The sequence below is a fragment of the Comamonas sp. NyZ500 genome (assembly GCF_016772095.1).
GTDB lineage: Bacteria > Pseudomonadota > Gammaproteobacteria > Burkholderiales > Burkholderiaceae_C > Comamonas > Comamonas thiooxydans.
This window is the reverse complement of record NZ_JAEIJE010000012.1, coordinates 60,369-87,063: the sequence shown is the minus strand read 5'-3', so window position 1 is coordinate 87,063 and position 26,695 is coordinate 60,369. Positions and strand designations below refer to the sequence as shown.

23 protein-coding genes are annotated in these 26,695 nt (G+C 60.7%); 9 read left to right on the top strand and 14 right to left on the bottom strand.

What is annotated here, in order from left to right; genetic code table 11:
* The first annotated feature begins 215 nt into the window (after positions 1 to 215).
* Positions 216 to 2,405 (top strand): TonB-dependent siderophore receptor, encoded by a 2,190-nt coding sequence (locus JAO85_RS17530; RefSeq protein ID WP_202788639.1) that lies wholly within the window; start codon positions 216 to 218, stop codon positions 2,403 to 2,405.
* On the top strand, positions 2,405 to 3,664 hold the full coding sequence (locus JAO85_RS17525) for a PepSY domain-containing protein (protein ID WP_202788638.1): 1,260 nt from the start codon (positions 2,405 to 2,407) through the stop codon (positions 3,662 to 3,664). Before JAO85_RS17530 ends, JAO85_RS17525 begins: the two co-directional genes overlap by 1 nt.
* 63 nt (positions 3,665 to 3,727) lie before the next feature.
* Here the strand turns inward: JAO85_RS17525 and JAO85_RS17520 are convergent, their stop codons facing one another.
* On the bottom strand, positions 3,728 to 4,006 hold the full coding sequence (locus tag JAO85_RS17520) for a PsiF family protein (RefSeq protein ID WP_003052901.1): 279 nt from the start codon (positions 4,004 to 4,006) through the stop codon (positions 3,728 to 3,730).
* A gap of 213 nt (positions 4,007 to 4,219) precedes the next feature.
* Between JAO85_RS17520 and JAO85_RS17515 the strand changes: the two genes are divergently transcribed.
* Positions 4,220 to 5,044: an undecaprenyl-diphosphate phosphatase gene (locus tag JAO85_RS17515; protein ID WP_034409450.1), complete on the top strand. Its 825-nt coding sequence runs from the start codon at positions 4,220 to 4,222 to the stop codon at positions 5,042 to 5,044.
* A gap of 136 nt (positions 5,045 to 5,180) precedes the next feature.
* Here JAO85_RS17515 and JAO85_RS17510 read toward each other — a convergent pair whose 3' ends face one another.
* Both JAO85_RS17510 and JAO85_RS17505 read right to left on the bottom strand, forming a co-directional pair.
* A complete protein-coding gene (locus JAO85_RS17510; RefSeq protein ID WP_202788637.1) occupies positions 5,181 to 6,056 on the bottom strand; it encodes an alpha/beta hydrolase in 876 nt (291 codons plus the stop codon).
* A gap of 56 nt (positions 6,057 to 6,112) precedes the next feature.
* On the bottom strand, positions 6,113 to 7,096 hold the full coding sequence (locus tag JAO85_RS17505) for a proteasome-type protease (protein ID WP_039049121.1): 984 nt from the start codon (positions 7,094 to 7,096) through the stop codon (positions 6,113 to 6,115).
* Between the two features lie 273 nt (positions 7,097 to 7,369).
* On the opposite strand from JAO85_RS17505, the gene JAO85_RS17500 reads away from it, so the two are divergent.
* Positions 7,370 to 9,295, top strand: a complete 1,926-nt coding sequence (locus tag JAO85_RS17500) for a methyl-accepting chemotaxis protein (RefSeq protein ID WP_087864791.1) — start codon at positions 7,370 to 7,372, stop codon at positions 9,293 to 9,295.
* A gap of 60 nt (positions 9,296 to 9,355) precedes the next feature.
* Here JAO85_RS17500 and mutS read toward each other — a convergent pair whose 3' ends face one another.
* Positions 9,356 to 11,947, bottom strand: coding sequence for a DNA mismatch repair protein MutS (mutS, locus tag JAO85_RS17495; RefSeq protein WP_202788636.1), 2,592 nt, complete (start codon positions 11,945 to 11,947; stop codon positions 9,356 to 9,358).
* Between the two features lie 242 nt (positions 11,948 to 12,189).
* Here mutS and JAO85_RS17490 point away from each other — a divergent pair, with 242 nt between their 5' ends.
* A complete protein-coding gene (locus JAO85_RS17490) occupies positions 12,190 to 13,485 on the top strand; it encodes an integrase family protein (RefSeq protein ID WP_202788635.1) in 1,296 nt (431 codons plus the stop codon).
* A gap of 605 nt (positions 13,486 to 14,090) precedes the next feature.
* On the opposite strand, the gene JAO85_RS17485 is transcribed toward JAO85_RS17490, so the two are convergent.
* The 10 genes from JAO85_RS17485 to JAO85_RS17440 all read right to left on the bottom strand — a co-directional run bounded on the left by JAO85_RS17485 (position 14,091) and on the right by JAO85_RS17440 (position 22,392).
* Positions 14,091 to 15,362, bottom strand: coding sequence for an AAA family ATPase (locus JAO85_RS17485; RefSeq protein ID WP_202788634.1), 1,272 nt, complete (start codon positions 15,360 to 15,362; stop codon positions 14,091 to 14,093).
* Between the two features lie 254 nt (positions 15,363 to 15,616).
* Positions 15,617 to 15,904, bottom strand: a complete 288-nt coding sequence (locus JAO85_RS17480) for an AlpA family transcriptional regulator (protein WP_202788633.1) — start codon at positions 15,902 to 15,904, stop codon at positions 15,617 to 15,619.
* A gap of 2 nt (positions 15,905 to 15,906) precedes the next feature.
* Positions 15,907 to 16,431, bottom strand: a complete 525-nt coding sequence (locus tag JAO85_RS17475; RefSeq protein WP_202788632.1) for a hypothetical protein — start codon at positions 16,429 to 16,431, stop codon at positions 15,907 to 15,909.
* 229 nt (positions 16,432 to 16,660) lie between these two features.
* On the bottom strand, positions 16,661 to 19,120 hold the full coding sequence (locus tag JAO85_RS17470; protein WP_202788631.1) for a ParB/RepB/Spo0J family partition protein: 2,460 nt from the start codon (positions 19,118 to 19,120) through the stop codon (positions 16,661 to 16,663).
* On the bottom strand, positions 19,113 to 19,424 hold the full coding sequence (locus JAO85_RS17465) for a hypothetical protein (protein WP_202788630.1): 312 nt from the start codon (positions 19,422 to 19,424) through the stop codon (positions 19,113 to 19,115). Before JAO85_RS17465 ends, JAO85_RS17470 begins: the two co-directional genes overlap by 8 nt.
* Complete coding sequence (locus JAO85_RS17460) at positions 19,414 to 19,770, bottom strand: hypothetical protein (RefSeq protein ID WP_202788629.1); 357 nt, start codon at positions 19,768 to 19,770, stop codon at positions 19,414 to 19,416. The genes JAO85_RS17465 and JAO85_RS17460 overlap by 11 nt, the downstream gene beginning before the upstream one ends.
* Positions 19,770 to 19,919 (bottom strand): hypothetical protein, encoded by a 150-nt coding sequence (locus JAO85_RS17455; RefSeq protein ID WP_202788628.1) that lies wholly within the window; start codon positions 19,917 to 19,919, stop codon positions 19,770 to 19,772. The genes JAO85_RS17460 and JAO85_RS17455 overlap by 1 nt, the downstream gene beginning before the upstream one ends.
* 189 nt (positions 19,920 to 20,108) lie before the next feature.
* The gene (locus JAO85_RS17450; protein ID WP_202788627.1) at positions 20,109 to 20,921 is read right to left on the bottom strand and encodes a hypothetical protein; all 813 of its coding nucleotides are present in this window, start codon (positions 20,919 to 20,921) and stop codon (positions 20,109 to 20,111) included.
* A complete protein-coding gene (locus tag JAO85_RS17445) occupies positions 20,921 to 21,223 on the bottom strand; it encodes a hypothetical protein (RefSeq protein ID WP_202788626.1) in 303 nt (100 codons plus the stop codon). Before JAO85_RS17445 ends, JAO85_RS17450 begins: the two co-directional genes overlap by 1 nt.
* A 434-nt stretch (positions 21,224 to 21,657) precedes the next feature.
* Positions 21,658 to 22,392: a helix-turn-helix transcriptional regulator gene (locus JAO85_RS17440; RefSeq protein ID WP_237734893.1), complete on the bottom strand. Its 735-nt coding sequence runs from the start codon at positions 22,390 to 22,392 to the stop codon at positions 21,658 to 21,660.
* Positions 22,393 to 22,471: 79 nt separating this feature from the next.
* Between JAO85_RS17440 and JAO85_RS17435 the strand changes: the two genes are divergently transcribed.
* The 4 genes from JAO85_RS17435 (at position 22,472) to JAO85_RS17420 (ending at position 26,566) form a co-directional block, all read left to right on the top strand.
* Positions 22,472 to 22,741, top strand: a complete 270-nt coding sequence (locus tag JAO85_RS17435) for a YdaS family helix-turn-helix protein (RefSeq protein WP_202788625.1) — start codon at positions 22,472 to 22,474, stop codon at positions 22,739 to 22,741.
* 227 nt (positions 22,742 to 22,968) lie between these two features.
* Positions 22,969 to 23,454 (top strand): phage regulatory CII family protein, encoded by a 486-nt coding sequence (locus JAO85_RS17430; RefSeq protein ID WP_202788624.1) that lies wholly within the window; start codon positions 22,969 to 22,971, stop codon positions 23,452 to 23,454.
* Positions 23,451 to 23,756, top strand: coding sequence for a hypothetical protein (locus tag JAO85_RS17425; RefSeq protein ID WP_202788623.1), 306 nt, complete (start codon positions 23,451 to 23,453; stop codon positions 23,754 to 23,756). The genes JAO85_RS17430 and JAO85_RS17425 overlap by 4 nt, the downstream gene beginning before the upstream one ends.
* A gap of 80 nt (positions 23,757 to 23,836) precedes the next feature.
* Positions 23,837 to 26,566, top strand: a complete 2,730-nt coding sequence (locus tag JAO85_RS17420) for a VapE domain-containing protein (protein ID WP_202788622.1) — start codon at positions 23,837 to 23,839, stop codon at positions 26,564 to 26,566.
* The last annotated feature ends 129 nt before the right edge of the window (positions 26,567 to 26,695 follow it).

The window sequence follows — 26,695 nt, the reverse complement described above, 5'->3', positions numbered from 1 at the left end:
AGTGAGCAGACATGGGAGCCAGTTGCACCTCGGCAGGTGTGAGTGGTGTATTGGTTCTGCTTGTGCTTGTTTGTGCGCGCACACATATCACGCAGCATCTTCAGGACTTGCGGCCTGCCCTGGATCCCGTTGAGATTTCAGGGTGTTAGGCATCGGCAAAGGAGATTGATTATTAAAATTAACGATTCTGAAAATCATTCTCAATAATATTAATAATGTTCCTGCTACGACCGATTTCCCTGGCTACTCTCGCACTGTGCAGCCAGCAGAGTGTTTTTGCCCAGACTTCCAGCACTGAATCAGAAGCTGCCCTGCAGACCGTGACCGTGGAGGCCAGCGCCGATGCTTCGGCCCAGGGTCTGGCCAAGTCTTTTGCGGGTGGGCAGGTGGCGCGCGGCGCGCGTGTCGGCGTGCTGGGAAACCAGGACATGATGGAGACCCCGTTTTCCGCCACCAGCTACACCAGTGATCTGATTCAGGATCAGCAGGCCAAGAGCGTGGGCGATGTGCTGCTCAACGATGCCGGCGTGCGCTCGGCACGCGGCTTCGGCAACTTCCAGCAGGCCTACTTTGTGCGCGGCTTTGTGCTGTATTCCGACGATGTGGCCTATAACGGCCTGTACGGTCTGGTGCCGCGCCAGTACATGGCGTCGGAGTTCGTGGAGCGTGTGGAGGTGTTTCGCGGAGCGAATGCCTTTCTCAGCGGCGCGGGTGCCGGCAGCGTCAGCGGCGGCGGTCTGGGCGGCCTCATCAATGTGGTGCCCAAGCGCGCCGGCAACGAGCCGCTCAATCGTGTCACCCTGGGTGGCGCCAGCGGAGGGCAGGCCTACGCGGCTGCCGATGTGGCCCGTCGTTTCGGCCCCGATGATGCAGCGGGTGTGCGTCTGAATCTTGCGCGGCGCAGCGGTGGCACCGGCGTGAGCAGCGAGAAGGTTCACACCACGGTCGGCTCGCTGGGCCTGGACTGGCGCAGCAGCCGTGCACGCCTGTCGGCCGATCTGGGCTGGCAGGAGCACAAGCTGACGGCGCCGCGTCCCTCGCTGACACCTTCGGGCAATCTGCCCATTCCGGCTGCTCCTGACAGCAAGACCAACTACGCCCAGCCCTGGACCTACTCCAACAGCCGCGACCTGTTCGGCACCGTGCGCGGGGAGTACGACTTCAACGAGCAATGGACCGGCTGGGCCGCTGTGGGCATGCGCCGGGGCAGCGAGGACAACGCGCTGTCGGGCCTGACGCTGTCCAGCGCGGCTGGCGATGCCACGGTCAACCGCTTCGACAACACGCGCAAGAACCGCGTCAAGACCGGCGAGCTGGGCCTGCGCGGCAAGTTCGAGACCGGCCCGGTCAAGCATTCGGTGGTGGCTTCGCTGTCGGCCTTTGATTCCAGCGAGCGCAATGCCTGGGGCTACAACTACGCAACCGGCCAGAGCAACAACATCTACAACCCGGTGGCCCTGCCTGCGCCCGGCTATACCGGCCTGGGCGGCATCCTGGGCAGCCCGCGCGAGACCGAGCGCGTCAAGACCAGCAGCCTGGCGCTGGCCGATACCCTGGGCTTCATGGACGAGCGCCTGCTGCTCACGGTGGGCATGCGCTACCAGAGCATCAAGGTCGACGGCTTCGATGCCATGACGGGCGCAAGCTCGGGCAGCTACGACAAGAGCCGCGTGACGCCGGTGGCTGGCCTGGTGTTCAAGCTGACCCCTGAGGTGTCGGCTTATGCCAACTACATCGAAGGTCTGGCCAAGGGCGGCAGCGCGCCCATGAGCAACGGTGGCCAGGTCGTCAGCAATGCTGGCCAGGTATTTGCTCCCTATGTCTCCCGCCAGAAGGAGGCGGGCCTCAAATACGACGGCGGCAATATCGGTGCCAGCGCCTCCTTCTTCACCACCAGCATGCCCAGCGCCTATGTGGAGAACAATGTCTACGGCGTGTTCGGCAAGCAGCGCAACCGCGGTCTGGAGTTCAATGTGTTCGGCGAGCCCGTCAAGGGCCTGCGCGTACTCGGCGGCCTGACTCTGCTGGACGCCAAATACCTGAGCACGGCGAGTGGCGCCAATGACGGCAAGCGCGTGGTGGGCGTGCCCCGCAGCCAGGCCAATATCGGCGCTGACTGGGATGTGCCGGGCGTGCGCGGCCTGGCATTGAATGCACGGCTGATGTATACCGGCGCACAGTACGCCAATGCCGACAATACCCAGCGCGTGCCGGCCTGGACCCGCTTCGACCTGGGCGCCCGCTATCTGATGGACGTCGGCGGCAAGCTGCTGACCCTGAATGCACGCGTGGACAACGTGGCCAACCGCAACTACTGGGCCTCGGTCGGCGGCTATGCCACCAACGGCTATCTGGTCCAGGGCGCGCCGCGTACCTTCTCGCTGACCGCCAGCGTGGACTTCTGATGCGCGCTCTGTGGACCGTGGTTCATCGCTGGGTCGGCCTGTTTCTCGCGGCCTTCCTGGTCATGACCGGTCTCACGGGAGCCGTGCTCTCGTGGGATCATGAAATCGACGATTGGCTCAACGCCGACATGCTGCACACGCCGGGACGCGGCCCGCTGCAGACGCCGCTGCAACTGGCCCAGGCCGTGCAGGCAGCCGATGCGCGCGTCGAGATCTCGTATATGAGCCTGGGCCTGCGCGAGGGCGAGGCGGCTTCCTTTCTGGTGCGCTCGCTGGTGGACCAGGCAACGGGCAAGCCCCATGTGCTGGGCTACAACACGGTGTTCGTGGACCCGGTGACGGGTGCCATCACCGGCCACCGCGACTCCAAGAGCCTGGCCCTGAGCTGGCGCAATCTCATGCCCTGGCTGCGCCATCTGCATGAAAGCCTGCTCAGTCCCACGTTTGCGGGCAGCAACCGCTGGGGCTATTGGTTCATGGGCGGTCTCGCGCTGCTGTGGCTGGCCGACAGCTTCTGGGCACTGGTGCTGACCCTGCCGGTGAAGAAGAAGGCGGCTGTGGCCGGGGCGCAGGATGCCCCCGCCAAGGCTGGCGGTAAATCCTGGTGGGCGCGCTGGATGCCGTCCTGGCGCATACGCTGGGGCGCCGGTGCCTACAAGCTCAACTTCGATCTGCACCGCGCGGGTGCGCTGTGGATCTGGGGCGTGATAGTCATCGTGGCCTTTACCTCGTTCTCGATCAATCTCTACCGCGAGGTGTTCTACCCTGTGATGAGCAAGGTATCGACCACCACGCCCGGCCCCTACGAGACGCTCAAGCCGGCACCTCTGGGCAGCTTTATCGAGCCTGAGATCGGCTTTGCCACAGCCATCGAGATCGCGCGCAAGGAGGCGGTGCAGCTGGGCATCAAGACCGAGGCCGGCGGCATCTGGTATGGCGGGGATTTCCCGTTCTACAACGTGTCCTTCTTCGATCCCGATGACGAAACCGGGGCCATGGGCATGGGGCTGTCCAATGTCTATGTGAGCTCGGAAAGCGGTGAGGTGCTGGGCAGCTATCGTCCCTGGCACGGCACGGGCGCCGATGTCTTCGTGCAGTTGCAGCTGCCGCTGCACAGCGGTCGCATCCTGGGCACCTTCGGACGTGTGCTGATATCGTTGGTCGGCGTGATGGTGGCCATGCTGTCCATCACCGGGGTCATCATCTGGTGGAGAAAACGCCGCGCCCGGCGAACCGCCCTGGCAGCTGCTTCAGCCTGAAACCACAAAGCCACCTTGCGGTGGCTTTGTGCATTGCGCGCTGCGCGGAAGCGGCAAAGCCGCTCAGTCCTTCTTCAGGCACTCGCTCATGAAGGCCTTGCGCTCGTCGCCCTTTTTGCCGGCGGCATCGGCATTGCAGCTCTTCATGCGTTCCTGCTGACGCTTTTTGCCGTCGGACAGGCAGGACTTCATGAACTCCTTGCGTTCATCGCCCTTCTTGCCCGTGGCTTCGGTGTTGCAGGTGCCCATGAGCTGCTGCTGGGCGGTTTTGGGTTTGTCGCCGGCAGCCATGCTCATGCTGCAGGCCAGGGAGACAACAGCCAGGACCACAAATTTTTTCATGATGGTGTGATTTTTGAAAAAACGCCGACAACCGGCGCGCAGCTATTGCAGCACAAGCGCGTGACTTTGCCCAGAAGCGCCGACCGTGTCTTGTAAAAGTTTGCGATTGTCTGTCGATTGGTGGCCGGAAAAGGTCATGTGAGCGCGAGCGGGAAAATGGCGAGCGGATAATGGGCGGCTTTGCTTCAACCCTGCATCCAAAGGACGATTCGCGTGGATACTTTATTGCTGGTCAAGGCCGCCATCATGGGCATTGTGGAAGGGCTGACCGAGTTCTTGCCGATTTCCTCCACCGGCCACCTGATCCTGGCGGGTTCGCTGATGGGTTTTGTCGGCGGCAAGGCCAAGGTGTTTGAGATTGCGATCCAGACCGGGGCCATCTTTGCCGTGATGCTGGTGTACTGGCAGAAGATCCGGGACACGCTGGTGGAGCTGCCCAGCAGCCGCCAGGCGCAGAAGTTCGCGCTCAACGTCATCATCGGCTTTTTGCCTGCCGTGGTGCTGGCGCTGCTGTTCGGCAAATACGTGCAGGAGCATCTGTTCACGCCAGTCATCGTGGCGACCACCTTCATCCTCGGCGGCTTCGTGATTTTGTGGGCCGAGAAGCGGCCCGCCGCCGCCACCCGCGTGCAGTCGGTGGACGATATGACGGCTCTCGATGCGCTCAAGGTCGGCCTGGTGCAGTGCTTTGCCCTGGTGCCCGGCACCAGCCGCAGCGGCTCCACCATCATCGGCGGCATGCTCATGGGCCTGTCGCGCAAGGCCGCCACGGACTTCTCGTTCTTTCTGGCCATGCCCACGCTGATCGGCGCGGGCGTCTACAGCCTCTACAAGGAGCGCGCGCTGCTGTCCATGGCGGATGTGCCGCTGTTTGCCGTGGGCCTGATCTTCTCGTTCATCAGTGCCTGGCTGTGCGTGCGCTGGCTGCTGCGCTTTATCTCCACCAACAGCTTTGTGCCGTTTGCCTGGTACCGCATCGTTTTCGGCATCATCGTGCTGGTGACGGCCTATACCGGCATCGTGGACTGGCACCATTGAGCGGCTTGGCGCTGCCCACAAAAAAGCCGCTTGCGTGATAGCAAGCGGCTTTTTTCATAGCTGCTAGCGCTTGTTTTTATTGAGTTTCAGATGGTTTTGATATTGAAATCGTTATCTGAAAAGCGCAATAAGCTATTTATTTATGAGTACTGCCAGCGGATTTCTGCAGAATGGTCTGCTCCATATTGAGCAGCGAAGCCTCGATGGCGGCGGCAGTGGCCTCGGGCCGCTCCATGGGAAACAGATGGCCGCCGTCCAGCATGGTGATGCGCCCGCGCGTGATGCGCTGCGTCATCTCCATGCCCACCTGGCGCATCTCCACCGATGAACGACCGCCGATGAAGGCCACCGGGCAGCGCACCGGGTGACGCCTGAGCTGGTTGTTGAGATTGCTGGGCAGGGTGTTGTAGATGGCGGTCTCCACCTCGCGCCTGAACAGCAGGCTGCGCTTGCCCTGGTCGTCCTCCAGGCCGTGCTGCACATAGTCCTGCAGCACCTGCGGGTGCCACTGGGCAAACGCCTTCTTGCCACGGAAATACTCCAGCGCCTCCTCGTTGCTGGCCCAGGTGGTGCGCCGGCGCTGGCTGATCTTGCCGGGGGAGACCGAGGCCACGATCTGCGTCTGCTTGGCCAGGCCCACGGCGTTCGCCTTCCAGCCGCCCAGCAGGGGCGAGTCGATCAGCAGCACGCCGCGCGCCAGATCGGGGCGTTTGGAGGCCGCCTGAAAACTCAGAATGCCGCCCAGCGAGTGGCCCACGAGATAGACCGGCTGGCCGTGCCGCTCGACCTGCTGGTCTATGTATTCGATCAGCTCGTCCACCAGATGCGGCCAGTGGTTGGTGACGGGGCGCTTGGGATCATGGCCGAAGCGCTGCACGCCGCCGGCTTCGATGCCGCGCTGGCGCAGCAGAGAAAACAGCAGGCGATAGGTACCGATGGGAAAGCTGTTGGCGTGCGCGAAGACCACGGGCAGGGTGTTGGGCTTGCCGGTTGTTGCAGTGGACTGGGACATGAGAGGCGGGCTGGATATGAAAAACGCCCCAAAGGGGCGTCGGAGCGACGATCAGTTTAGCGCCTTGAAAGGCCTGCCTGTCTTTGCATGCGCGCCTGCTCCTCTGCCGTCTGCAGGCGCTGGTATTCATCGGCCATGCTCAGGCCCGCCTGAGCTGGCACCACGGGCTGGCGCAGCGCGGCGGGCGGGCAGTTGCCCGCACCCAGGCCATGGGCCGAGCGCGAGGCGGTCGGTGCTCCGACCTTGACCAGCGGGTGCGCACGCGGGCTGTGAATGCGAATCGGCGTGTCGGTCTGGCCGCCGTCCCAGGCCGGGTCGTCGATGCTGTCGAAGACATGGCGCAGGCGCTCGCCCCAGCTGTCGTGCAGCATGCGCAGATAGGGGTTGTCGGCATCCAGGCAGACAATGCGGTCCGTGGCGAAGCGGTTGTTCTCGTAGACGATCAGATCCAGCGGCAGGCCCACCGAGAGGTTGGACTTGAGCGTGCTGTCCATGGACACCAGAGCGCACTTGGCGGCCTCGTCCAGCGGGGTCTCGGAGGTGATGACGCGGTCCAGCACGGGCTTGCCGTACTTGGATTCGCCGATCTGGAAGTAGGGCGTCTCGCCCGTGGCCTCGATGAAGTTGCCCGCCGAATAGACCTGGAACAGGCGCATGCGCTCGCCCTGGATCTGGCCGCCGAAAATCATGGAGACATTGAAGTCCACCCCGGCGCGCTGCAGGGCCGTGGCTTCGCGCTCATGCACATGGCGCACGGCCGCGCCCAACACGCGCGCGGCATCGAACATGCTGCGCACATTCCAGATGGTCAGCATCTCGTCCGTGGTCGTGTCGTGCAGCTGAAAGCTCTCCAGCAGCTCGCGCACCGACTGGGTGATGGACAGATTGCCGGCCGATTGCAGCACCATGAAGCGCTCGCCCGGTTGCTCGTACAGCATGACCTTGCGGAAGGTGCTGATCTGGTCGAGTCCGGCATTGGTGCGGGAGTCGGACAGAAACACCAGGCCGGCGTTGAGCTTGAGGGCGACGCAGTATGTCATGGGTGATAGAGACAATAATGAAAAACGTATGAATGTCAGGCGCAGCAAGCGCTGAGTGCTTCTAAATGTATAGCTTCAAACACAGGCTGCTACGCGATTCTAGAAGGGTTTTAATAATGCCGGTTATGGCTCTGTAACTGCTGCCGGTGCCGCGCCCATGCCTGGGTGTGAGAACGGGCTGAGGAAGTCCCTGAGATGCAGCGCCTGTATGCGTGAGAAGATGCCGCCCCTTGATAGAACACTTGCTTACAGCTGGTTAGAAGAGGGCCTCCCATGCACGCATTTCGCAACCTGTCGATACGGACCAAGCTCATGTCCAGCATGGTGAGCTGCCTGCTGCTGTTCGTGGCGATTTCCACGACGCTGGGCTTTGTGCTGACGGGGGCCAGCCTGCGCGAGCGTGTGGTGGGTCAGGAGCTGCCGGCCGTGGTGGGGGAGATCCGCAACGACATACTGCGCCAGATCGGTACGCCGCTGGCCATGGCCAGGTCGGTGGCCGGCAACAGCTTTGTGCTGGACTGGGAAGCCGCGGGCGAGCCCGAGGATGGCAATGCGGCCTGGGCAAGGTATGCCCAGGCCGTCAAGCAGCAGGCCGGGGCCTCATCGGTGTTCTGGGTCTCGGGCAGCACGGGCCAGTATTTCGGCGAGCAGGGACCGATGCGCAAGCTGGCGCCCAAGGGCCAGGGTGACCAATGGTTCTATGAGCTGCTGGCCGGGGACAAGTCGCAGGTGCTGGAGATCGACAAGGACGTGAGCTCCAACGCCTATATGCTGTTCATCAATGTCCGTTTCGATGCCGGCCAGGGCAGGCAGGGCATTGCGGGCCTGGGCCTGTCGGTGGATGAGCTGGCGCAGGCCGTGCGCGCCTACCAGGTGGGCGAATCCGGCTCGGTCTCCCTGGTGCGCGGCAACGGCAGCATTCTCGTGCACCGCGACCCGGCGCTGGTGGATGGCAAGCACTGGCTCAAGGACCGGCCCGGTTTCAGCGCCGAGCTCAGCGCTGCGCTGTTGAACCGCGAGCGCTTTGCCCATGCCATGTACGAGGCGCCCTCGGGCCGCCAACTGATTGCCTCCTCCTACGTGCCCGAGCTGGACCTGTACGTGATTGCCGAGCTGCCCGAGGCCCAGGTGCTGGGCGGCGTGCGGCGAACCATTGCGCTGACCTCGGCCGTGGCCGGCCTGGTGGGCGGCGGCATCGGCCTGCTGGTCATCTGGCTGGTGAGCCGGGCGATTGCGGCACCCGTGGGGCGCGCGGCGCGCATGCTGGAGGAGATTGCCGACGGCCATGGCGATCTGAGCCGTCGCATGCCGGTGGAGAGCAATGACGAGGTGGGGGCGCTGGCCTCGGCCTTCAACCGCTTTGTCTCGTCACTGGAGCGCATGGTTGGGGCCGTACGCCAGGCAGCCGATTCGATTTCCGTGGCCAGCTCCGAGGTGGCCCAGGGCAACCAGGACCTGAGCCAGCGTACCGAGCAGGCGGCCAGTGCCTTGCAGCAGACGGCGGCATCGCTGTCGGTGCTGACGGACAGCGTGCAGGCCAATACCGAGGCCACGCGCAGCGCGGGCGAGCTGGCGCAGTCGGCGCGCGGCGTGGCCGAGCGTGGCGGAACGGCCTTCCAGCAGGTGGTGGTGACCATGGAGGGCATCAACCACTCGTCGCGCAAGATTGCCGACATCATCGGCGTGATCGACTCCATCGCCTTCCAGACCAATATCCTGGCGCTGAACGCAGCCGTGGAGGCTGCGCGTGCCGGCGAGCAGGGCCGCGGCTTTTCCGTGGTGGCGGCCGAGGTGCGCAGCCTGGCCCAGCGCTCGGCCGAAGCTGCCAAGGAAGTGCGCCAGCTCATCACTGACTCCGTGACCCAGGTGGGCAGCGGATCGCAGCAGGTGGCGCATGCGGGGGCCACCATGCAGGAGTTGCTGGACGCCGTGGCCAGGGTGACGCGAATCATCGAGGAGATCAGCGATGCTTCGCAGACCCAGGGGCGCGGCATCGCCGAGATCAACCAGTCCGTGGCCGGGCTGGACGATGCCACGCAGCAGAACTCAGCCCTGGTCGAGCAGTCGGCCGCTGCAGCGACCAGCCTGCGCGAGCAGGCCGCACGTCTGATGGGCGAGGTGTCTGCCTTCAAGCTGGGCGAAGTACCGCAGCGCAGCCCGTTCGCGCAGGAGCAGCAACAGCAACTGCTGGAGGCCTGAACAGGCCGGGCCCGAAGAGATCAGGCCCGGGCTTGAGTCCGCAAGGCTTGGAGCGTGTTCTTAGGCGGTGCCGGCGCTCAGTTTCTTGAGCTGGTAGAGCACTTCCAGCGCTTCGCGCGGGCTCAGCGCATCGGGGTTGACGTCGGCCATGGCCTGATCCAGCGGGCTGGGCGCGGCGCTGGCGTCCACCAGCTCCGGTGCATCGAACAGATTGACCTGCAGATCGTTTTCGCCAGCCTGGGATTCGAGTGCCTCCAGCGCATGGCGCGCATGGTTGAGAACGCCGGCCGGCATGCCGGCCAGCTTGGCCACCTGGATACCGTAGCTGCGGCTGGCGGGGCCGGCCTGAATCTCGTGCAGAAACACGATGTCGCTGCCCGACTCCGCTGCGCTGACATGCACGTTGACGGCGGCCTTGGCCTTGGCGGGCAGCTCGGTCAGCTCGAAGTAGTGCGTGGCAAACAGCGTGAAGGCCTTGGTCTTGTCGTGCAGCTGGCTGGCAATGCCGCTGGCCAGGGCCAGTCCGTCGAAGGTGCTGGTGCCGCGGCCGATCTCGTCCATCAGCACCAGGGAGTGGGGCGTGGCCGAATGCAGAATCTGCGCGGCCTCGGTCATCTCCATCATGAAGGTGGACTGGGCATTGGCCAGATCGTCGGCGGCGCCGATACGCGTGTGGATGGCATCGATGGGCCCCAGGCGGCAAGCGCCGGCGGGCACATAGCTGCCCATGCTGGCCAGCAGCACGATCAAGGCCACCTGGCGCATATAGGTCGATTTGCCGCCCATGTTCGGGCCGGTGATGATCTGCATGCGCGTGTTGAGATTCATGCGCGTGTGGTTGGCGATGAAGCTGCCGCTGGAGGTCTCTGCCATGCGTGCTTCCACCACGGGGTGGCGGCCAGCCTCGATCTCTATGCAGGGCTGGCTGACGAACTGCGGCTCGGCCCAGTTCAGCGTCAGCGAGCGCTCGGCCAGCGTGCACAGAACGTCCAGTGCGGCAATCGCCTGGGCCACGCGCGTGAGCTGGGGCACATGTGGCTGAAGCTGGTCGAGCAGCTGCTCGAACAGGAACTTCTCGCGCTGCAGCGCTCGCTCCTGGGCCGACAAGGCCTTGTCCTCGAAAGCCTTGAGCTCGGGCGTGATGTAACGCTCGGCGTTCTTGAGCGTCTGGCGGCGGCGAAAACGCTCGGGTACCGCATCCTTGTAGCTGTTGGTGACCTCGATATAGAAGCCATGCACCTTGTTGAACTGCACGCGCAGGTTGGGAATGCCGGTGAGCAGCTTTTCCTTGGCCTCCAGCTCCAGCAGAAACTCGTCGCAGTTGTTCTGGATGGCGCGCAGCTCGTCGAGTTCGGCGTCAAAGCCCGTGGCGATCACGCCGCCGTCACGCACCAGCGCTGCGGGCTCTTCATGAATAGCGCGCGCCAGCAGCTCGGCACAGCCTTCGGGCGGAATCAGGTCGCTGAAGATCTGCGTCAGATAGGCCGACGGAGCCTGTCCGGACTGCGCCAGCAGCTTCGCTTTTTCCAGTGTTTTGGACAGGCCCACCAGCTCGCGCGGGCGCACCTGGCGCAGGGCGATGCGGGCGGTAATGCGCTCCACATCGCTCACGCCCTTGAGCTCGGCGCGCAGGGCTTGCCAGGGGGCCATGCCTGCCCCGGTGCCGCGCAGCACGCCAATTGCTTCCAGGCGCTGCATGGCTGCCTTGCGATTGCGTTCGGGCTCCAGCAGCCAGGTCTTGAGCAGGCGGCTGCCCATGCCGGTCATGCAGCTGTCCAGCAGTGAAAACAGCGTGGGCGCATCTTCGCCGCGCAGCGTCTTGACCAGCTCCAGATTGCGGCGCGTGGCCAGCGGCAGGGCAATCAGCTCGTCGTCACGCTGTACCTGGATGGCGTGGATATGGGTGAGATTGCGGCCCTGGGTATGTTCGGCATAGGACAGCAGGGCGGCACCGGCACCATGGGCCAGCGGCAGACCTTCGACCTCCCAGGCCTTGAGGCTGGCCGCGCCCAGCAGCTCCAGCAGCTTGCGCTCGCCGAGGCCCGAGTCAAACTGCCAGTCAGGGCGGGGCGACAGAGGGCAACTGATGGCGCCGCTGTGCTTGACGGCAAACAGGGCTTGCTCGAAGCGCTCGGTAACTCCGGCGCTGTAGATCACTTCGCTGGGCGCGATGCGGGACAGCCAGGCGCCCAGTTCATCGGCCGCGCATTCGGCCATGTGAATGCGGCCCTGGGTCATGGCCATCCAGGCCAGTCCCACGCGCTGGCGGCCGGCGGTGTGCAGGGCCAGCAGAATGGCTTCGCTCTTGTCGGAAAGCAGCTCGCTGTCCGTCAGTGTGCCGGGCGTGACCACGCGCACGACCTTGCGCTCCACCGGACCCTTGCCCACGCCGATCTCGCCGACCTGCTCGCAGATCGCCACCGACTCGCCCATCTTGATCAGGCGGCCCAGATAGTTTTCCAGGGCGTGGAACGGAACGCCGGCCATGGGAATAGGCTGGCCTGCGGTCTGGCCGCGCGTGGTCAGCGTGATGTCCAGCAGGCGCGTGACTTTTTCGGCATCGCCAAAGAACAGCTCGTAAAAGTCTCCCATGCGGTAGAAAACCAGCGTGTCGGGGTGGTCGGCTTTGAGCTTGAAGTACTGCTGCATCATAGGTGTATGTGCAGAGATATCGCCGCCGCTAAGTGCTTGATTTATCCAGGATTCACTCATAACAATTATTTAAATCAATCACTTAGTATGGTTTGCTGTTTTTATTTACAGTGTGTCTGTGTCATGCCAAAACCCATCTAAACTTCGCGCTTTGGTGTAGGTTTTTGGCGTTGATTTTTATGAATCTACGCCGAGCTGGTTGGGGTCCTCTCGGGAAACCTACGCCGATCAGGAACTGCGGCATGGGGTTCGATGCGAAGAAAGCCAAGGCTCTGGCGGCTGGGGAGCACATTATTGTCGATGATGCTCCCGGCCTGCGACTTGTGGCTTCTGCCACGCGCAAGACTTGGACATACAGATACAAAAGCCCCATCGATGGGCGCATGCGCCAGGTGGCGATGGGGCAGTGGCCTGCCATGACCTTCGCTGCGGCGCTGGGTGTGTGGGATGAGTTACGCACCAGGCGTGATGCCGGTGAAGACTTGGCCAAGGAAAAGAAGCGTGCAGGCGCGGTGGCCAAGGCCAAGGCCAAGGCGCATCTCAAAGAGGCGCAGGGTATCTATACCGTCGAGCGCCTTATCGAGGACTACCTGCAGGGCCATGTGGAGCGGCACCGAAAGCTCAAGGGGCAGAGGGAGACACGGCGCCTGATGTTGGGCTACAGCGATTTTCTGCTGCCCATGAAGCCAGAGGATGTGAAGCGCACACATGCGTTTGCATTGCTGGAGAAGGTCGGTGCGAGCACGCCTGTCCTGGCCAACAATTTGCGCACAGAGCTGGGCGCTGCCTGGGACTATGCGCTCGATGCTGGCCGGATCTCTGAAGAGACTCCTAATTGGTGGCGGCTGATACTCAAGGGAAAGCTGCGCAGCCGGGGGAAGATCATCGATGGCGAGCACCAGGGAGTAAACCTTCGCGCACTACAAGGCGCTGAGGTTGTGGCGCTGATTCGGTTCTTGCCCAACTTGTCCAGCCTGCTGGATGATCTTTTTACGTTGTATCTGTGGACGGGCTGCCGTGGTTCCGAGCTGGTGCAGATGATGGGCCAGGAGGTCACTCAAGAGTCGGATGGCTGGTGGTGGACCATCCCTCGTAGCAAGCTGAAGATGGCTCGCAATGACTTGGCCACTGATTTGCGTGTGCCTTTGGTAGGACGTTCCCTTGTGCTGGTGCGCCGGCGTATTGCGGCCTATGGGGCTGGCCATCTGTTCCCGTCGCAGCCCGGCTCGATGCTGCCTCATGTTGAGCAGAAAGTGCTAGGTGTCGCAGCGTGGTGCAGTCGGCCAGGAACCAACGGCCGGCTAGGTGCCAATGGAAAAATGAAACTGGATATTGAGCCCTGGGCACCACATGACCTGCGCCGCACTGTGCGCACCACTCTAGCCATGTTGGGGTGCCCGGATGGCGTGGCCGAAGCGGTGTTGGGGCATTTACCCAGCGGAATCGTCGGTGTTTACAACCGTCATAGCTATGACAAAGAGCGACGGGAGTGGCTGACGAGACTTTCTGAGCACTGGGAAGCGCTTGTCATCCAGTAGTCTGCTGCTACAGGTGCATACATGCGTCCGAAGCTTGTGAGTTGCAGGTCTATGCAGCCTCGGACGCTAAATGCGGCTATTGAATGCGTAGCTAGTGGGCTACCGACGTCTACGAGGAACGAGGGCTGCCTGAACGGGTTGATATGCTTTCAAACCTGCATCGCCTGTGAGAATCTCCACAGTCATTCCACTTCGTGCGTAGTACTCTGCTACGTCCTTGATTGTGGTGTCTCCGATAGTTAGACCCCCGCTTGCCAATGGAGGCCAAATATCGGCAAGTTGGCGAAGATTGGCAGCCTCCCATAGTGACGATTGGTCCGTGAATGCTGCCCAAGGAGTCTGAGCATCTGCAGCGTCCCTTAATTGCACAGATAGAGCCTGCGCACACTCAAATCGTAATGAAGGGGCTTGTGCTATATGGTTGCCTGTTTCTATCAATGTCGCCATTGGCAGTACGAAAATGCTGCCTTGCCGTTGCTCATCATTGAGTAGGCGAGAGATGCGATTGAAATCCCATTGATCTTCGAGCGGACCTGCAGTCTCTTTTCCTGGCACTTTAAGTAGGCAGCAGAGTACAGATGTATCAATGATTAGAACCTTCTGACTCATTCCTGGGACTCCTGTGCCTGCTGTTCTAATGTTTTTTCGATGATGCCCTGACTAGAAAGTTTGCCCACGGGCCCCTGAGCAAGCAATTTGGGTAAGTTGTCGATATCTTCCAGTAGTGTCAAAATTGAAAATCCGCTCGATGGTTCTCGGTGGGCTACCGCAATGAAGGGGAGCATTTCCATTCCCATTGCATCAAGTAGTGCGGGGTTGTGTGTAGTCACGAGGACATCAACACCACGTGCACCGCCAACATCTCTGAGCATTTCCAGCATCAACCTAGCCCTAGATGGATGCAGGCCATTGTCGATTTCTTCCACTACCAATAGGCTTCCAGGTGGACGGGTAAGCAGAGCAGTCAGAATGGCTAGAAAACGTAGAGTCCCATCTGACATACCACGAGCGTCAATGGTTTGCTGATCGCCAGCGTCGCGCCAGTGCTCCTCGCAGTAGAGCATCGCGTCAGTTTTGAATTTGCCGACAGTTTCCGCATATACCCTTCGAATATCTCGCTCAGGTAGTCTGCTTACATAGCGAGTTAGTGTTTCTTCAATTTCGTTCTTTTTGTCATCAGACAGTGCCGCGATTACTCCAGCAACGTTGCTGGCATCGGGTTCCAGTTTTTCAGACAGCAATGCGTATCCACGCATATGAGAAGGGATTGGGTCGAGAATGAAAATATTGCGCAAGGCATTCGCAACAGCAGCTACGCCATCTTGAATTTCTTGACGCAGCTTCTGACCTACGAGTTGAAATAAGACTGTATGCCCGCGGCCGAGCTGTCGTGGAGTGCCCTGCTTTTCGTTGTAGAGTCGGGCGACAATTGTCGGAGAATCCTCCGTGCATGCATCGGTTCTATATAGCTTGATGCGCCCAACTTCGGATTTTCGAGCGTTATCCTTGTTGAGCCTGTACTTAACGCGAGTTAGTTGTTCTGAAACCAGCTCACAGCGATTGTCGCTCACTGAGCACTCAACGCTGAACTCATAGTCGGTGGTGTCTTCAGTGCGAATAGTCGCATTGAGGGAGAAGAGCTTCCCGGGTTTGCGTACTGCCCACTCCACGCCTCCACGCAGGGCAGACATGCCCGTATCTCCTTGTAGTGCGGCAGTTAGCATTGCGCCACTTGCAATTCGGTTCAGGAACAGAAGTGCATCCAGAGCGTTCGATTTGCCACTTGCATTGGCCCCTATCAGCACTGTGACGGGGTCAACATACAGCGTTGCCTGTTCGAAGCTTTTCCAGTCTTTCAATTGCAACGACGTAATCATTAGTACTCCTGAGATCGCGATGCGGCTGCGTCAAGCGCAGTCTGCTAAGGCGCGTATTTTGGCTTATTGATTGGCTCGGGTGGCTGTACAGTCCTTCTATGGGCTGCATTTTTATGAGCTCACCCATTTTTGCTTGGTCCTGAATTAAATCAATCAAGATGCGTTAGAGACTGGTGCCTGCCTAGTGAATGCTATCTTGTTTGTATATGAATGCTTGGCTGCACTTGGGTGAGCTTGTGTGGTTGTGCTCACTTTTAGTTCGCTAAGCCTGTGCGAATATTTGCGCTGACTGAGTCTTTGCGTGGCTTCTTGGCCCCGGTGTTATCAGGCGGCAGCAGGTCGGACAGAGGCAGGCCTGCCAACCAGGCGTCAAGTTCAGAGCGCAGCCAGGCAACGCGGCGGCGACCGGGGAAGCGGCGGGCTTTCGGCGCTGTCCCGTCTTGAACCATCTGTTCAAACATGGTGATGCCTACTGAGCAGTAGGCAGCAGCCATTTCTTTGTCCAGTGCTGCGGGAGTGCAGTTGAATGCGATGGTGGCCATGGTCAAGCTCGCTGTCTTTGTTCTTGTTTGTGGGGGGTCAGGGTGGTCATGCTGTTGTCTGCCTGGTAGACCTCGCCGCTGGCAGACTTGGTGCGGGCAACCAGGCGCTGTGCAGCCAGGTGTACTTCGCGGGCAGTGAGCTGCTGCAGCTGAAACTCGTGGAGATCCAACATCGAGCCCAGTGCATCCAGCTCATGGAAGTGGATATCGCTGGGTGTCCAGCTTTCTGCATAGCCGCTTCGCTCCTGGTAGGAGGCGCAGGCCTGCAACGCGGCCGTTATGTGCTCCTGCAGGCCGCGCACGATACCCATGCGCTCTATCTCTTGCGCAAGCAGCATGTTGGAATGCAGCACCACGTACTCGTTGTGAGTGGCCACGCCTTCTCGCATGTGCGCAAAGGCCGTGCGTAGTGAGTCCATGGTCTCGGCAACTTCGGCAGGCGTGAGCTTGCTGTTGTGCTTATTGAAGACCATCAGCGGGTTGCGCCCATGCTGTTGGGGTTGCTGGTAAAAGTGACGGCGACTCATGCGTGCGCTCCAGTAACCAGGTTGCGAAAAATGCCCTGCAGCACAGCCGCGGGAATGCAGTTGGTGGGCGCAACCTTTGGTGGCTTGCTACGCGATCCTGCAGGCCGGTGCGTCTCGGTGTAGCAGGCCTTGCAGACGCTCATCAGACGCCGGTGTCCGCCGCTGAAGAAGAACTCTTTGTCGTATGGCCACGACTCGCCGCAGCCAGTGCATGTCTTTTCTGCGGTAGTCATTCGATAGCCTCCAGCTCTTCAGGCATGAAAACCGCGTTGGTCGGCACGCCGCCTTTGGGGTCATGAAAGGAAATCAGATAGCCGTCTGACTGCAAGCCCTTCACGGTGCCTTGCTTCCACACAAATGCACTGTTCTCAGACTGTGGGTCTAGCACCTTCAGTACTCGGGCGCGCTCGCCGATAGTGGGCAGGGCGGTGTAAGGCTCCAGTTCTTCGGGCTTGAATATGGCCATTTCGTGGGAGCGAGGGCCGAACTTCACAGGAATATCGCAACCAGGCGCACCCAGTTGTACCACGCCCACTCGGCCGCAAGTTTTGCGCAATCTGTTGTTGGGGCCGCGCAGACCGTCCTTCACGCGCACAAGGGAGTCGACCGCGAACCCGGTCCCCTGCTGGCCGGGGACAGCCGCAGGCTGCTGCTTGCCATCGTCTTCGGCCAGGTCATCATCTGCGGCCGTCGAGGAGGGCGGCAGATCCTGCGATGCCACAGCATCGACAGGAGCTGCATCGTTGCCCTGCGCTTCAGCGCCTGAAGTGGGTGCCTGGGCGTCAGCCACAGGCGCCCCATCGACGCCCAGCGCGGCTGTGGCCGCGCCCGATTCCTGCAACTCTTGCAATGCTTCGGCGATTTGTGCAGACGCATGCGCAGCGCTAGTTTTTGGCGCCTCGTTGGCTACAGCGGCAGAGCCCTTGCCCGCCCCTTTTTTGCTTCGCGCAGCACCCCCGCCAGCACGCGCAGCCGGTTGTAGGGGTAGATCGCCTTTGGGTGCGGTGGGGTGAGCGGGGGGCTTCGGCAGAAATTTGTCGGTGCCAGCCGCTTTAAGCGCACTGATTGTCTTCTGCAAGCCTTCGCCAATCGCGGCGCTGGCCACCAGCATCAGGCCCTCATTGGAGACGCGGTATCCATAGGTGGGGTTGTCAATGCGGTTGTCCTGCTGCATGAGGCAGAGCATGTGCAGTTGGTCGGGGCGCTTGGTTTCTTTGGCGTGCTCGATCAAGGCGCTGTGAGCGGCAACTCGACCCAAGCCCAGTACATCTGCGACCGCAGCCACGTCATCGGTCGCAAGGCTGTGCACCACGCGTAAGAGCAAGAACCGGTGGATCTCTGTCGTGAAGCCGATCCCTTCGTCATTGCTAATGGCCTGCCAGGCTGTGTCCAGCAGGTCATCGCGCCAGGCTCGCTCGTACTGGTTCTTCGCCTTGGCTTCGGCTTTTGCTTTCTTGTCGTTGGCAAAGTCGCGCACTTCTTTGCTCACTTCTTTGGCTGCTTGGGCTTGGCCATCCACAATCTTCAGCAGCCGCAGCACTGTTTCATTGGGCAGCGCATCGATCAGCTCGCCCTTCTTGCGCGGGTTCTCGATCTTCACGGGCTGGATGCCCTCGGCCTTCATCTGTGCGCCGATAATCTTGCGCAGCGGCTCGTTGGTGGGGCTGTCCTCGGCCGTATCCAGGCGGCGATAACCCTTGATCTTCGCGTTGTAGTAGCTGCCGGAGGCGAGTTCCTCGGCTTCCTTGCCGACGATGACGCTTTGCCCCTTGTCCTTGGCCTCCTGCACCATCAGAGCGGTGTGCGCATCAGTCTTCTTGTGGAAGCAGCTGGGGTCTGTGCACACGTCTGCACTCTTGATGTCGCTCCACAGCTCCTTGTTGGCGCCGGTGCGCTTCTTGCAATCGGTGCAGGTGCCTGCTTCAGGCAGCAGGCTGGCGTCGGTGATCTTGAAGCGCGCGGTGTCCAGCTTCAGCATGAACTCGCTTTGCACGTGCTTGGCGCATTCGCGGTAGCTGGGGACGTCGCCTTGCCAGTCTGGCTTGGTCATGTACGCGACCGCCTTGAGCTGTAGTTGTTCGTTCGGGATGCGGGCCACCAGCAAGGCCTTGCTGAAATCAATCTGGCCTTTGCGCAGCTCCTCGCGGGCCTTCTGGCACAGGTCCAGCAGCTTGAGCCTGCCGTAGACATAGCCACGACTCTTGCCGATCTTTTCTCCGACCTGGTCGGCATTTAGCCTGCTGTGCTTCATCAGCGTCTCATAGCCCTCGGCCTCTTCCAGCTCGGTCACGTCTTCGCGCTGCAGGTTTTCTATGACTTGGGCCTCAAGGGCCTGCTCGTCCGTCATGGGGCGGATCATGGCAGGGATTTGCGCAACCTTGGCCAGCTGGCAGGCACGCCAGCGGCGCTCGCCGGCCACCAATTCATACTCGGGCGCGGGCTGTTTGAGAGCGCGGGATTCGCGGTGCGTGTCTTCCAGGCGGTGTGGTGGCAACGGGCGCAGCAGGATGGGCTGGTGCACGCCGCTGGCCGCGATGCTGTCGGCAAGCTCCTGCAGCTTGGCCGGGTCGAAGTGCTTTCGCGGGTTGGTCAGACTGCGGGCAATGCTGGTGATGGCCACATGGTCCATGCGTTCGCCAGCGCCTGGCGTGGGCAGGGCCTGGGTGATGGTGTCCTGGGTATCAGTCATGACGCACCTCCGCTTGCGATTTGCGGCTCTTGGCGATGGGAGCGGATTCGATAGCCCTTTGAAAGTGCTCATCGGCACTCACCCCAATGGCGCATCCATTCCAGCCAGCCAAATAGAAGTGCGAGTCGCGCGAGGATGACGCTGGTACGGGTACGAAGGGGGCCTCAAGCGTGGCTTCGGGTGCAATGATGCCCAGGGCTCTACGTGCGGCGTCTCTCACCTCTGGGCTGCAGGCGTAGCCAAACATATCGGGGTTGAGCAGGTCGCTGACCAGTTGCATACATGCGGTGGACTTATCGGGCATGTGCTGCCTCCTTGGATGGGGTTGCGTTGGCCTGCGTGGCGCGGCCGTGGACTTGGATGCGGGTGGACATACCCAGCGTGGTGCGCAGCTGGGCGATGGGTGCCCAGACCGTGACGCGCATGCCTTTTTTCATGCTCTTGGCAGCACGGTCTGCATCGCTGCGCAATCCGGCGGGGTAGACCTGCTCGGCCCTTACAGGGGCAGTGCAGTGGCCGTCTGTCTGCATGACCAGGCAGAGCACGGGCATGGCGGTGTTGTCGTCGCCCATGGGGCGGGTGCGGACCTCGGCGTCTTGCAGCAGCACGCCGCTCAGTTCGATCTGGGTGTCGGTCAATGCGTTGGGCATCACAGCACTCCACCGTCAAGCGCCACGCGTAGTGCGGCCAGGGTCAAGGCCGTTGCCACTAATGCCGCCTTGCAGATATAGGCCCGCCGGTTGCGCTTGCGCATGCGGGGTGTGGGTTCCCCGTCCAGTTGAATGATGGGTGCGCTCATGCCTCGGCCCTCCGTGCGCTGAACCGCTTTGATGTGCACACGTGTGCACTCTGTGTGTTTTGCATTCCCCAACTCCTAAAGCAAGAGTTATCAGTGCCCTTTGTGCCTGTCGTTACGGGCAATTTGGGCAATAAAAAACCCGCCGGGTTAGGGCGGGTTGCTTTAAGAGAGTGATGAGGGATACCAGACTTACTTTTTTTGATTGCGCTTTAGCTCATCGTTTTCACGTTGAAGCGCTTCATTTGTGCGCTTGGCCTCGGCGAGCTTGTCCTCGTGAACCTTTTGTTTTGCAAGTTCTTCAAGTACAGACTTTTCAACATTCTTCTCAATCCCTGGCTGTATGGAGTACTTCCAGATCCAAGGAGCACCAAAAGTAAACGCTAAGCCGACTACAGGCAACAATACCGAGACGAACTTTAGAAGTTTGGCATTGGAGGCTTGCTCAGTTTGGAGGCTCGTAATGTTGGTTGACGCCGTTGAAAGATCAGACTTTAGGTCACCGATTTTGCCTTCTAAGACGGTCTTTGCAGTGTCGATTGAGTGGGTGAGGCCGTCCTTGATGGTGGTGGTCGTACCCTGCAGTAGATCAAGCTTTTGCGATAGCCGTTGCTCGGCGGCTTGAATGGCTTGTGTAGAGGTTGACCCACTAGCTGTAATCTCAATACGAAACTTGTCGTGATTGGTGCAAAGAGATTGTGTGTCCCTCTTCACATCATCAATGACTTGCCTGTGCTGACTGAGATCGCCACTGGTCAGCTCAACTTGCTTCTCCAGGCGACCAATCTGTCGGCTCAGATTGTTGATCTCTGACCAGATGTGTGGGGCGTCGTCACTCCGAGCAATGGCGCCTGGACGGACGTCAGCACCAAGCGCCTTGTTTAAGGCGGTAGTCGCAGTCGGTGGCTCATCAACCTCGGGCCTTGGGTAAGTGTGGCTGGGCCGAGATTGGGAGGGGGTTTGACTTCCGCCAACCTCCTCAAGGCCGGAGTCGACTGTACGCATCAGCCTTTCTCCATGCGGGACTTCATCCACTCCCACATAACAGTTGGGCCGATGCCGTAGTACGAAGACACACGGGTCACCATTGCAGAGCCCAATGGTTTCTCATTGCTGTCTCGATCGAGGATGCCAATCTTTAAGCAAATTTCTTCTGTTGTTCCGCTGTCAGACACCAAAAAGCCAGCACCGTTCTGTAGCTCATAAAAGTCTACAGCCGGGCCAGTCTCTGGGTGCTGTGTAGCCTGCATGGCGGACTTGATTGCTTGAACGTTGTTCGCAAGTGGTGTGACTAAAAATATTGCCATCTATTTGTGCTTTCCTAAAGGTTTGCCACCAGTAGGCCGGCTTTGTTTTCGCTGTCTGCCATCATGGTTCTATGCTATTGATAGCTGAAGACCATTGATGGGATTGATGTCGGCTTCAAAAACATCTCTTTTTTGCAATTTTAAAGCCGCTTGAAATGTACCTTTGATTGAAGGTTGTTATAGCTCCAATAGACGCGAGACTCCACCTTTTCACTGGCTTTTGGCGTATTTGTGCATACGTCTGCACGTCCATACAGCACATTGACTGTATGGACGTGCAGGCATTCCTCATCACTCTCTCTTGTTAACGACCGGGGCTGGCCCGGTCGATGCCGTGGAGCCCATCACCAAGTAGTGATGAGCAGAATGTGCCACAAGCAAAACTAGTATGCAAGTAAAACTAGTGATTAATTTGTGTTGCACATGTTAGATAGTCAGAGCTTTTTCCCGTTCCAGGCCCAAACGACACGGCCGAGAACTTGGATTTCATGGTCTCCGTTGAGTATTTCGACGGCTTTCGAGCTTGGGTTGTCACTAGTTACTTGCAGTCGCCCGCTAAGCAAGGGTGTTACCCGCTTGATGTAGTTCTTGCCATCAACCTGAAGGACATAGACGCCTTCGCGAGAAGAGGGGTCACGAGCACCAGAGCCGGTATCGACCAGAAGAACGTCACCATCAGTGAACGTCGGGTTCATGCTGTCGCCGTGCGCATGGATAAACCGCAACTCCATCGGGTTCTGAGGCTTGATGTACTGATTTATCCAATGAGGTGACAGCGCCATGTCACCAACGATCACATCCGTGTCGAGCACATCATTTCCGGGCCCCATGCTGCCACCGTTAGAGAGGATTGGAACAATCACCGCATCGGGCGCGTGATAGAGCTGGATTCCGAGTCTCTCAGTAAGAGCTGTCGGACTGTGTTCACTTTTCGATGTGTCGACTTCGCCCATAAGTTGGGCGACGCTCATCCCAAAGATGCGTGCAAGCACTTCCAATCGGGTTCGCTTGGGTGCCGTTGCAGATCCATCTTGCTTTTCCCATTGCTGGATCGTTTGCCATGCTAAGGGTTTCGCAAGTCCCTCGGCCTTTGCTATTTCCTCAGCAAGGTGCTGCATGGACCAGCCGCGAGCCTCGCGCTCTTTTTTAATTATTTGGTGGATAGTCATTGCACAAGTGTTCCTTGTGAGTGCTTGCAAGTCTATGCAAGATAAACTAGCATGCTAGTTATTCTTGTATAGGTGAACTATGCCCACTCAAGCTCCGATCGAAACTAAGGAAGCTGCGCGATCAGCCGCAGCTAAGGCTATCTCGCTTCTTGGTGGACCCGTTGAGGCAGCAAAGAAAGTCTCTGCTCCTTCATACCAAGCTGTGCAGAGCTGGCGGGTTGCTGGTGTTCCCACGAGATATTGCGTTCAGGTAAGTGGGTTGACGGGCATTTCCTTGCAGGAACTCCGCCCATCTGACTGGTCTGTCTATTGGCCCGCAACGCCTGGATTACTCCAGCCAGGGGAGTAGTCGTGACTAGTTTCATTACCGCTCTCTCGATTTATCACTTCGTCCACCGCCCATATCGGAGCTGCACAGCTGCCGGGCGCTTTGTCTCCTCGCTCTATCAAGGTGCTGCACACGCGGGCAGGTGTGTGCGGCTTGTTGTGCTGCGGGTGGTGGGCTTCTTTATTCATGGGGGCAGTGTGCTTGCACATGGCTCCTGCAGCTATGGCGAATAAGGCCTGGGGGTGGATATGGAACTGAACGACGCATTGCGCCGCATGGCGCGCAACTACCCCGGCGGCTTGACTGTGCTGGCAGAGCGAATGAAAAAGCCGCACAGCACCCTGGACAAGGAAATTCGCGGCGCAGCGGGCTTCAAGCTGGGTTTGCAGGACGCGCAAGAGGCTATGGAGTTTTGCCACGACGTGGGTGCGCCTGGTGCGCTGGAGCTTCTGCAACTGCAGGCTGCCCGCGTGGGCCAGATGCTGGTGCCGCTGCCCAGTGTGGAGCGCGGCCAGATCACGCTGGAGAGCCTGGCGAAGGTGATGCATGAATGCGCCGACCTGGTGGGTGTGGTGACCAAGGCGCGTGCTGACGGCGTGCTTTGCGATAACGAGCTGCGCGATTGCTATGCCGCCTGGGCCTGCGTGCTGGCTGCAGGGCATGTGCTGATGGAAGACCTGAAATCCCAGAACGCAGATACCACGGCCCGCTGGGGCAAGGGTGGTGTGCGATGAGGCCCGCAGGAGAAATCAGCCTGGCCATCGAGCAGGCCGTGGAGCAGCTCTGGACGCCTGAGCGCAGCCCGACCCTGGCAGAGATTGCCGCCCATTTGATGGCTTCGGCACCCGTGGCCTTCAACGCCATCCGCAACACGGTCCCAAAGATGAAGCGCTATGGCCGCCTTGTGATTTGTGGGCAGCGAAAGGTGCCTAGGCGCAATCGACCGGCAGCCGAGTACGCGCTGCCACATCAAATTAATGCCGCCAATGAGGCGGATTTCGTTGGCCTTTCGCAGGCCATGCAGCTCTGGGGGTAATGAATGGTTTTGGCACACGCTGCCGGTGTTAGGGACGCCGGCGTGTTGAAGTTCTATCAGGGATGGCAAGGGGGTGCTGCATGAGCCAGCACCGTGAACCTTTGCCGCCCATTCAGTTCGGCCCGCTGCGTGAATCGCTTTTGGCCGATGCAGAGAATCTGGTGCCGCGCTGGCTGCCTGGTGGGCAGTTTGACGGGCATGAGTACCGGTGCGCCGACTTGAGCGGCGGGCACGGACATAGCTGCAGCGTCAATGTGAAAACCGGGAAGTGGGCCGACTTTGCGACTGGCGAGCAAGGCAACGATCTGATCGGCCTGTATGCAGCTATTCATGGCCTGAGCAACGCCAAGGCTGCCATTCAGGTGGCGCGCGAAGAGAAGCTGGAGAGCGTGGCCGGGCTGGTGAAGCAGGCCAGCGGTGCCGCCGTGGTGCCAGCAGCGAACCCGCGCCCAGCACCTGCGCCCAAGGCTGACAAGACCAGCCAAAAGGAAGAGTGGAGCACGCTGCGCCCAGTGCCTGAGAACGCACAGCAGCCGACCTTTGCCCATCATCATCGTCAACCTCAGGATCTGGAGCACAAGGCCGAGTACCGCGTTGGTGATGACCTGCATGGCTTTGTGATGCGTTACCGCACCAGCGATGACAGCAAGGACACGCTGCCCTATACCTTCTGCAGCAGTGCGCGGGATGGCTCGCGGTCTTGGAAGTGGAAAACTTGGGACGAGCCGCGCCCGCTGTACTTCCCCAGTCATGCCCTGCCCGATGGCCGCACGGTCATTTTGGTTGAGGGGGAGCTGAAGGCGGATGTGCTGCAGCAGGTGCTGGATGCAGTGTCGCCCGGCATTTATTGCGTGGCCAGCTGGGCTGGTGGCAGCAAGGCGTGGAAGAAGGCAGGCTGGGACTGGCTGGCCAGGGCCACCGTGCTGCTGTGGCCTGACTGCGATGCCCAGCGTGAGCGCCTGACGCGCGATGAGCAAGCCAGTGTGAAAGATGACCCTGTAGCCAAGGAAGCGCTGCAGCTGACCAAGCCCCTGTTGCCTGCACACAAGCAGCCCGGCATGGGGGCGATGCTGGGTATCGGCGCGCATCTGGTGGCGGAGCAGGGCTGCACTGTGCAGCTGTTGCCCATTCCTGAGCCAGGCGCGAAGCCCAGCGGCTGGGACTGCAAGGACGCCATCACCGATGAAGGCTGGACGGGTGAGGATGTGCTGGCCTTCTTCGGCCGCGCGCAGCCCTTGCCGGTTGTGGATGCGCCTGCAGACGCGCCGGCTCAGGCTGACGCTCCTGCCCCAGCGGGTGGCAGCGGTGGCAAGCCGCCAAAAAGCGATGATCCCGTTGGCACGGGCGGCACTGATGACGACGATTTTGACGACGATATGGTCAAGATCGGCGGCTATCTGGTGCCGAGCTGGATGTCGTACTACTACGACAGCGAGAAGTCGCGCTGGAATGTCTCGCGCAAGTTTGTGATTCGCTGCCTGGAGCGCCTGCCGGACATCAAGGATGTGCTGGGCTTTGATGAGCTGCGCAATACGGTGCAGTGCCGCAAGGCTTGGCCTTGGCCCTATGCCAAGCCCGGCGAGGTTCGCAATGCCGACTCTTTGCTGCTGGGCAAGTGGCTGACCGATACCTATGGGCTGCCGAGCATCAGCAAGGCCGCGCTGGAAGAGGGCATGTTGACGGTCGCGGCCACGCGCCGGTATCACCCGATCAGGGATTACCTGACCGGCCTGACGTGGGACGGCAAGCCGCGCGTGGACAACTGGCTAGTGCATGTGCTGGGCGAGAAGCCCGACACGATCAAGCCCGCGCTGTTTGAGTACCTGGGCCTGGTGGGCCGGTTCTGGCTGCTGGGCATGGTCTACCGCGTGATGGAGCCGGGGTGCAAGTTTGACTATTGCCCGGTGCTGGAGGGCAACGGGGGCTTGCGCAAATCCACCCTGGTGGAGACGCTGGCCACCAGCGAATATTTCAGCGATACGCCATTTGAAGTGGGCAAGGGCAAGGAAGCGCAGGAGCAGGTGCAAGGCCTGTGGCTGTATGAGATTGCCGAGCTGACCCATTTCAGCAAGTCGGAGGTGGGCGCGATCAAGGCCTTTATCTCGGCCAAGGTGGATCGCTACCGGGTGGCCTATGGCAGCACGGTGGAGTCCTTCCCGCGCCAGTGCGTGCTGGTGGGCACCACCAATGAGGACACGTACCTGCGCGACCGCACGGGCAACCGGCGCTTCTGGCCGATCCCGGTCAAGCGCCAGATCAATACCGAGTTCGTGGCCAAGTACCGCGAGCAGCTGCTGGCCGAGGCTTTTGCCCGCTATCTGCAGGGCGAGGCTTACTCGCCCACGGGTGAGCAGGAGGAGCGCCTGTTCAAGCCGATGCAGGAGAGCCGCCTGGTGGAAACCGCCGTCGATGGCGAGCTGCTGTATGTGCTGACTCGTGTGCCCATGCAGAACGGTATCCAGAGCGTGGTCAATGAACTGGCCGACTTTGTGACCTTGCCGCAGTTGGTGCAGGCCTTGGGTGCAGACCCGGCCAAGGCGCCGCCTGGACTGCAGGGGCAGATCACCAGCTGGCTCAAGCATGAGGGCTGGGAGCGCAAGCGTAGCAGTGTGGCGCCGAGGCCTTGGGGCTATGTGCGCCCGAAGAACTGGCCGCCGCAAGAGCGTGTGGGTGGTTTGGATGAGCAGGCGCCAGCGATGGCTCCGGCCGCTGTCGTGGAAGAGGGCGTGACTTATGTTGCTCCGCCCCTGCCGGCTGACTTTGCGCCTGACCACGCCGTGGCATGGGACGGGGACGATGCGCCCTTCTGATTACCAATCTTTTCAATGGAGGGCAGCGCCTGAATCGCGCTGCACTGCCTACGTGGCTGGAGGCGTGATTCGCGTCCACGTAGTGGCTATGGCAATGGTGTGCCAGGCCTGCGGTGCAGTGGCGGGGAC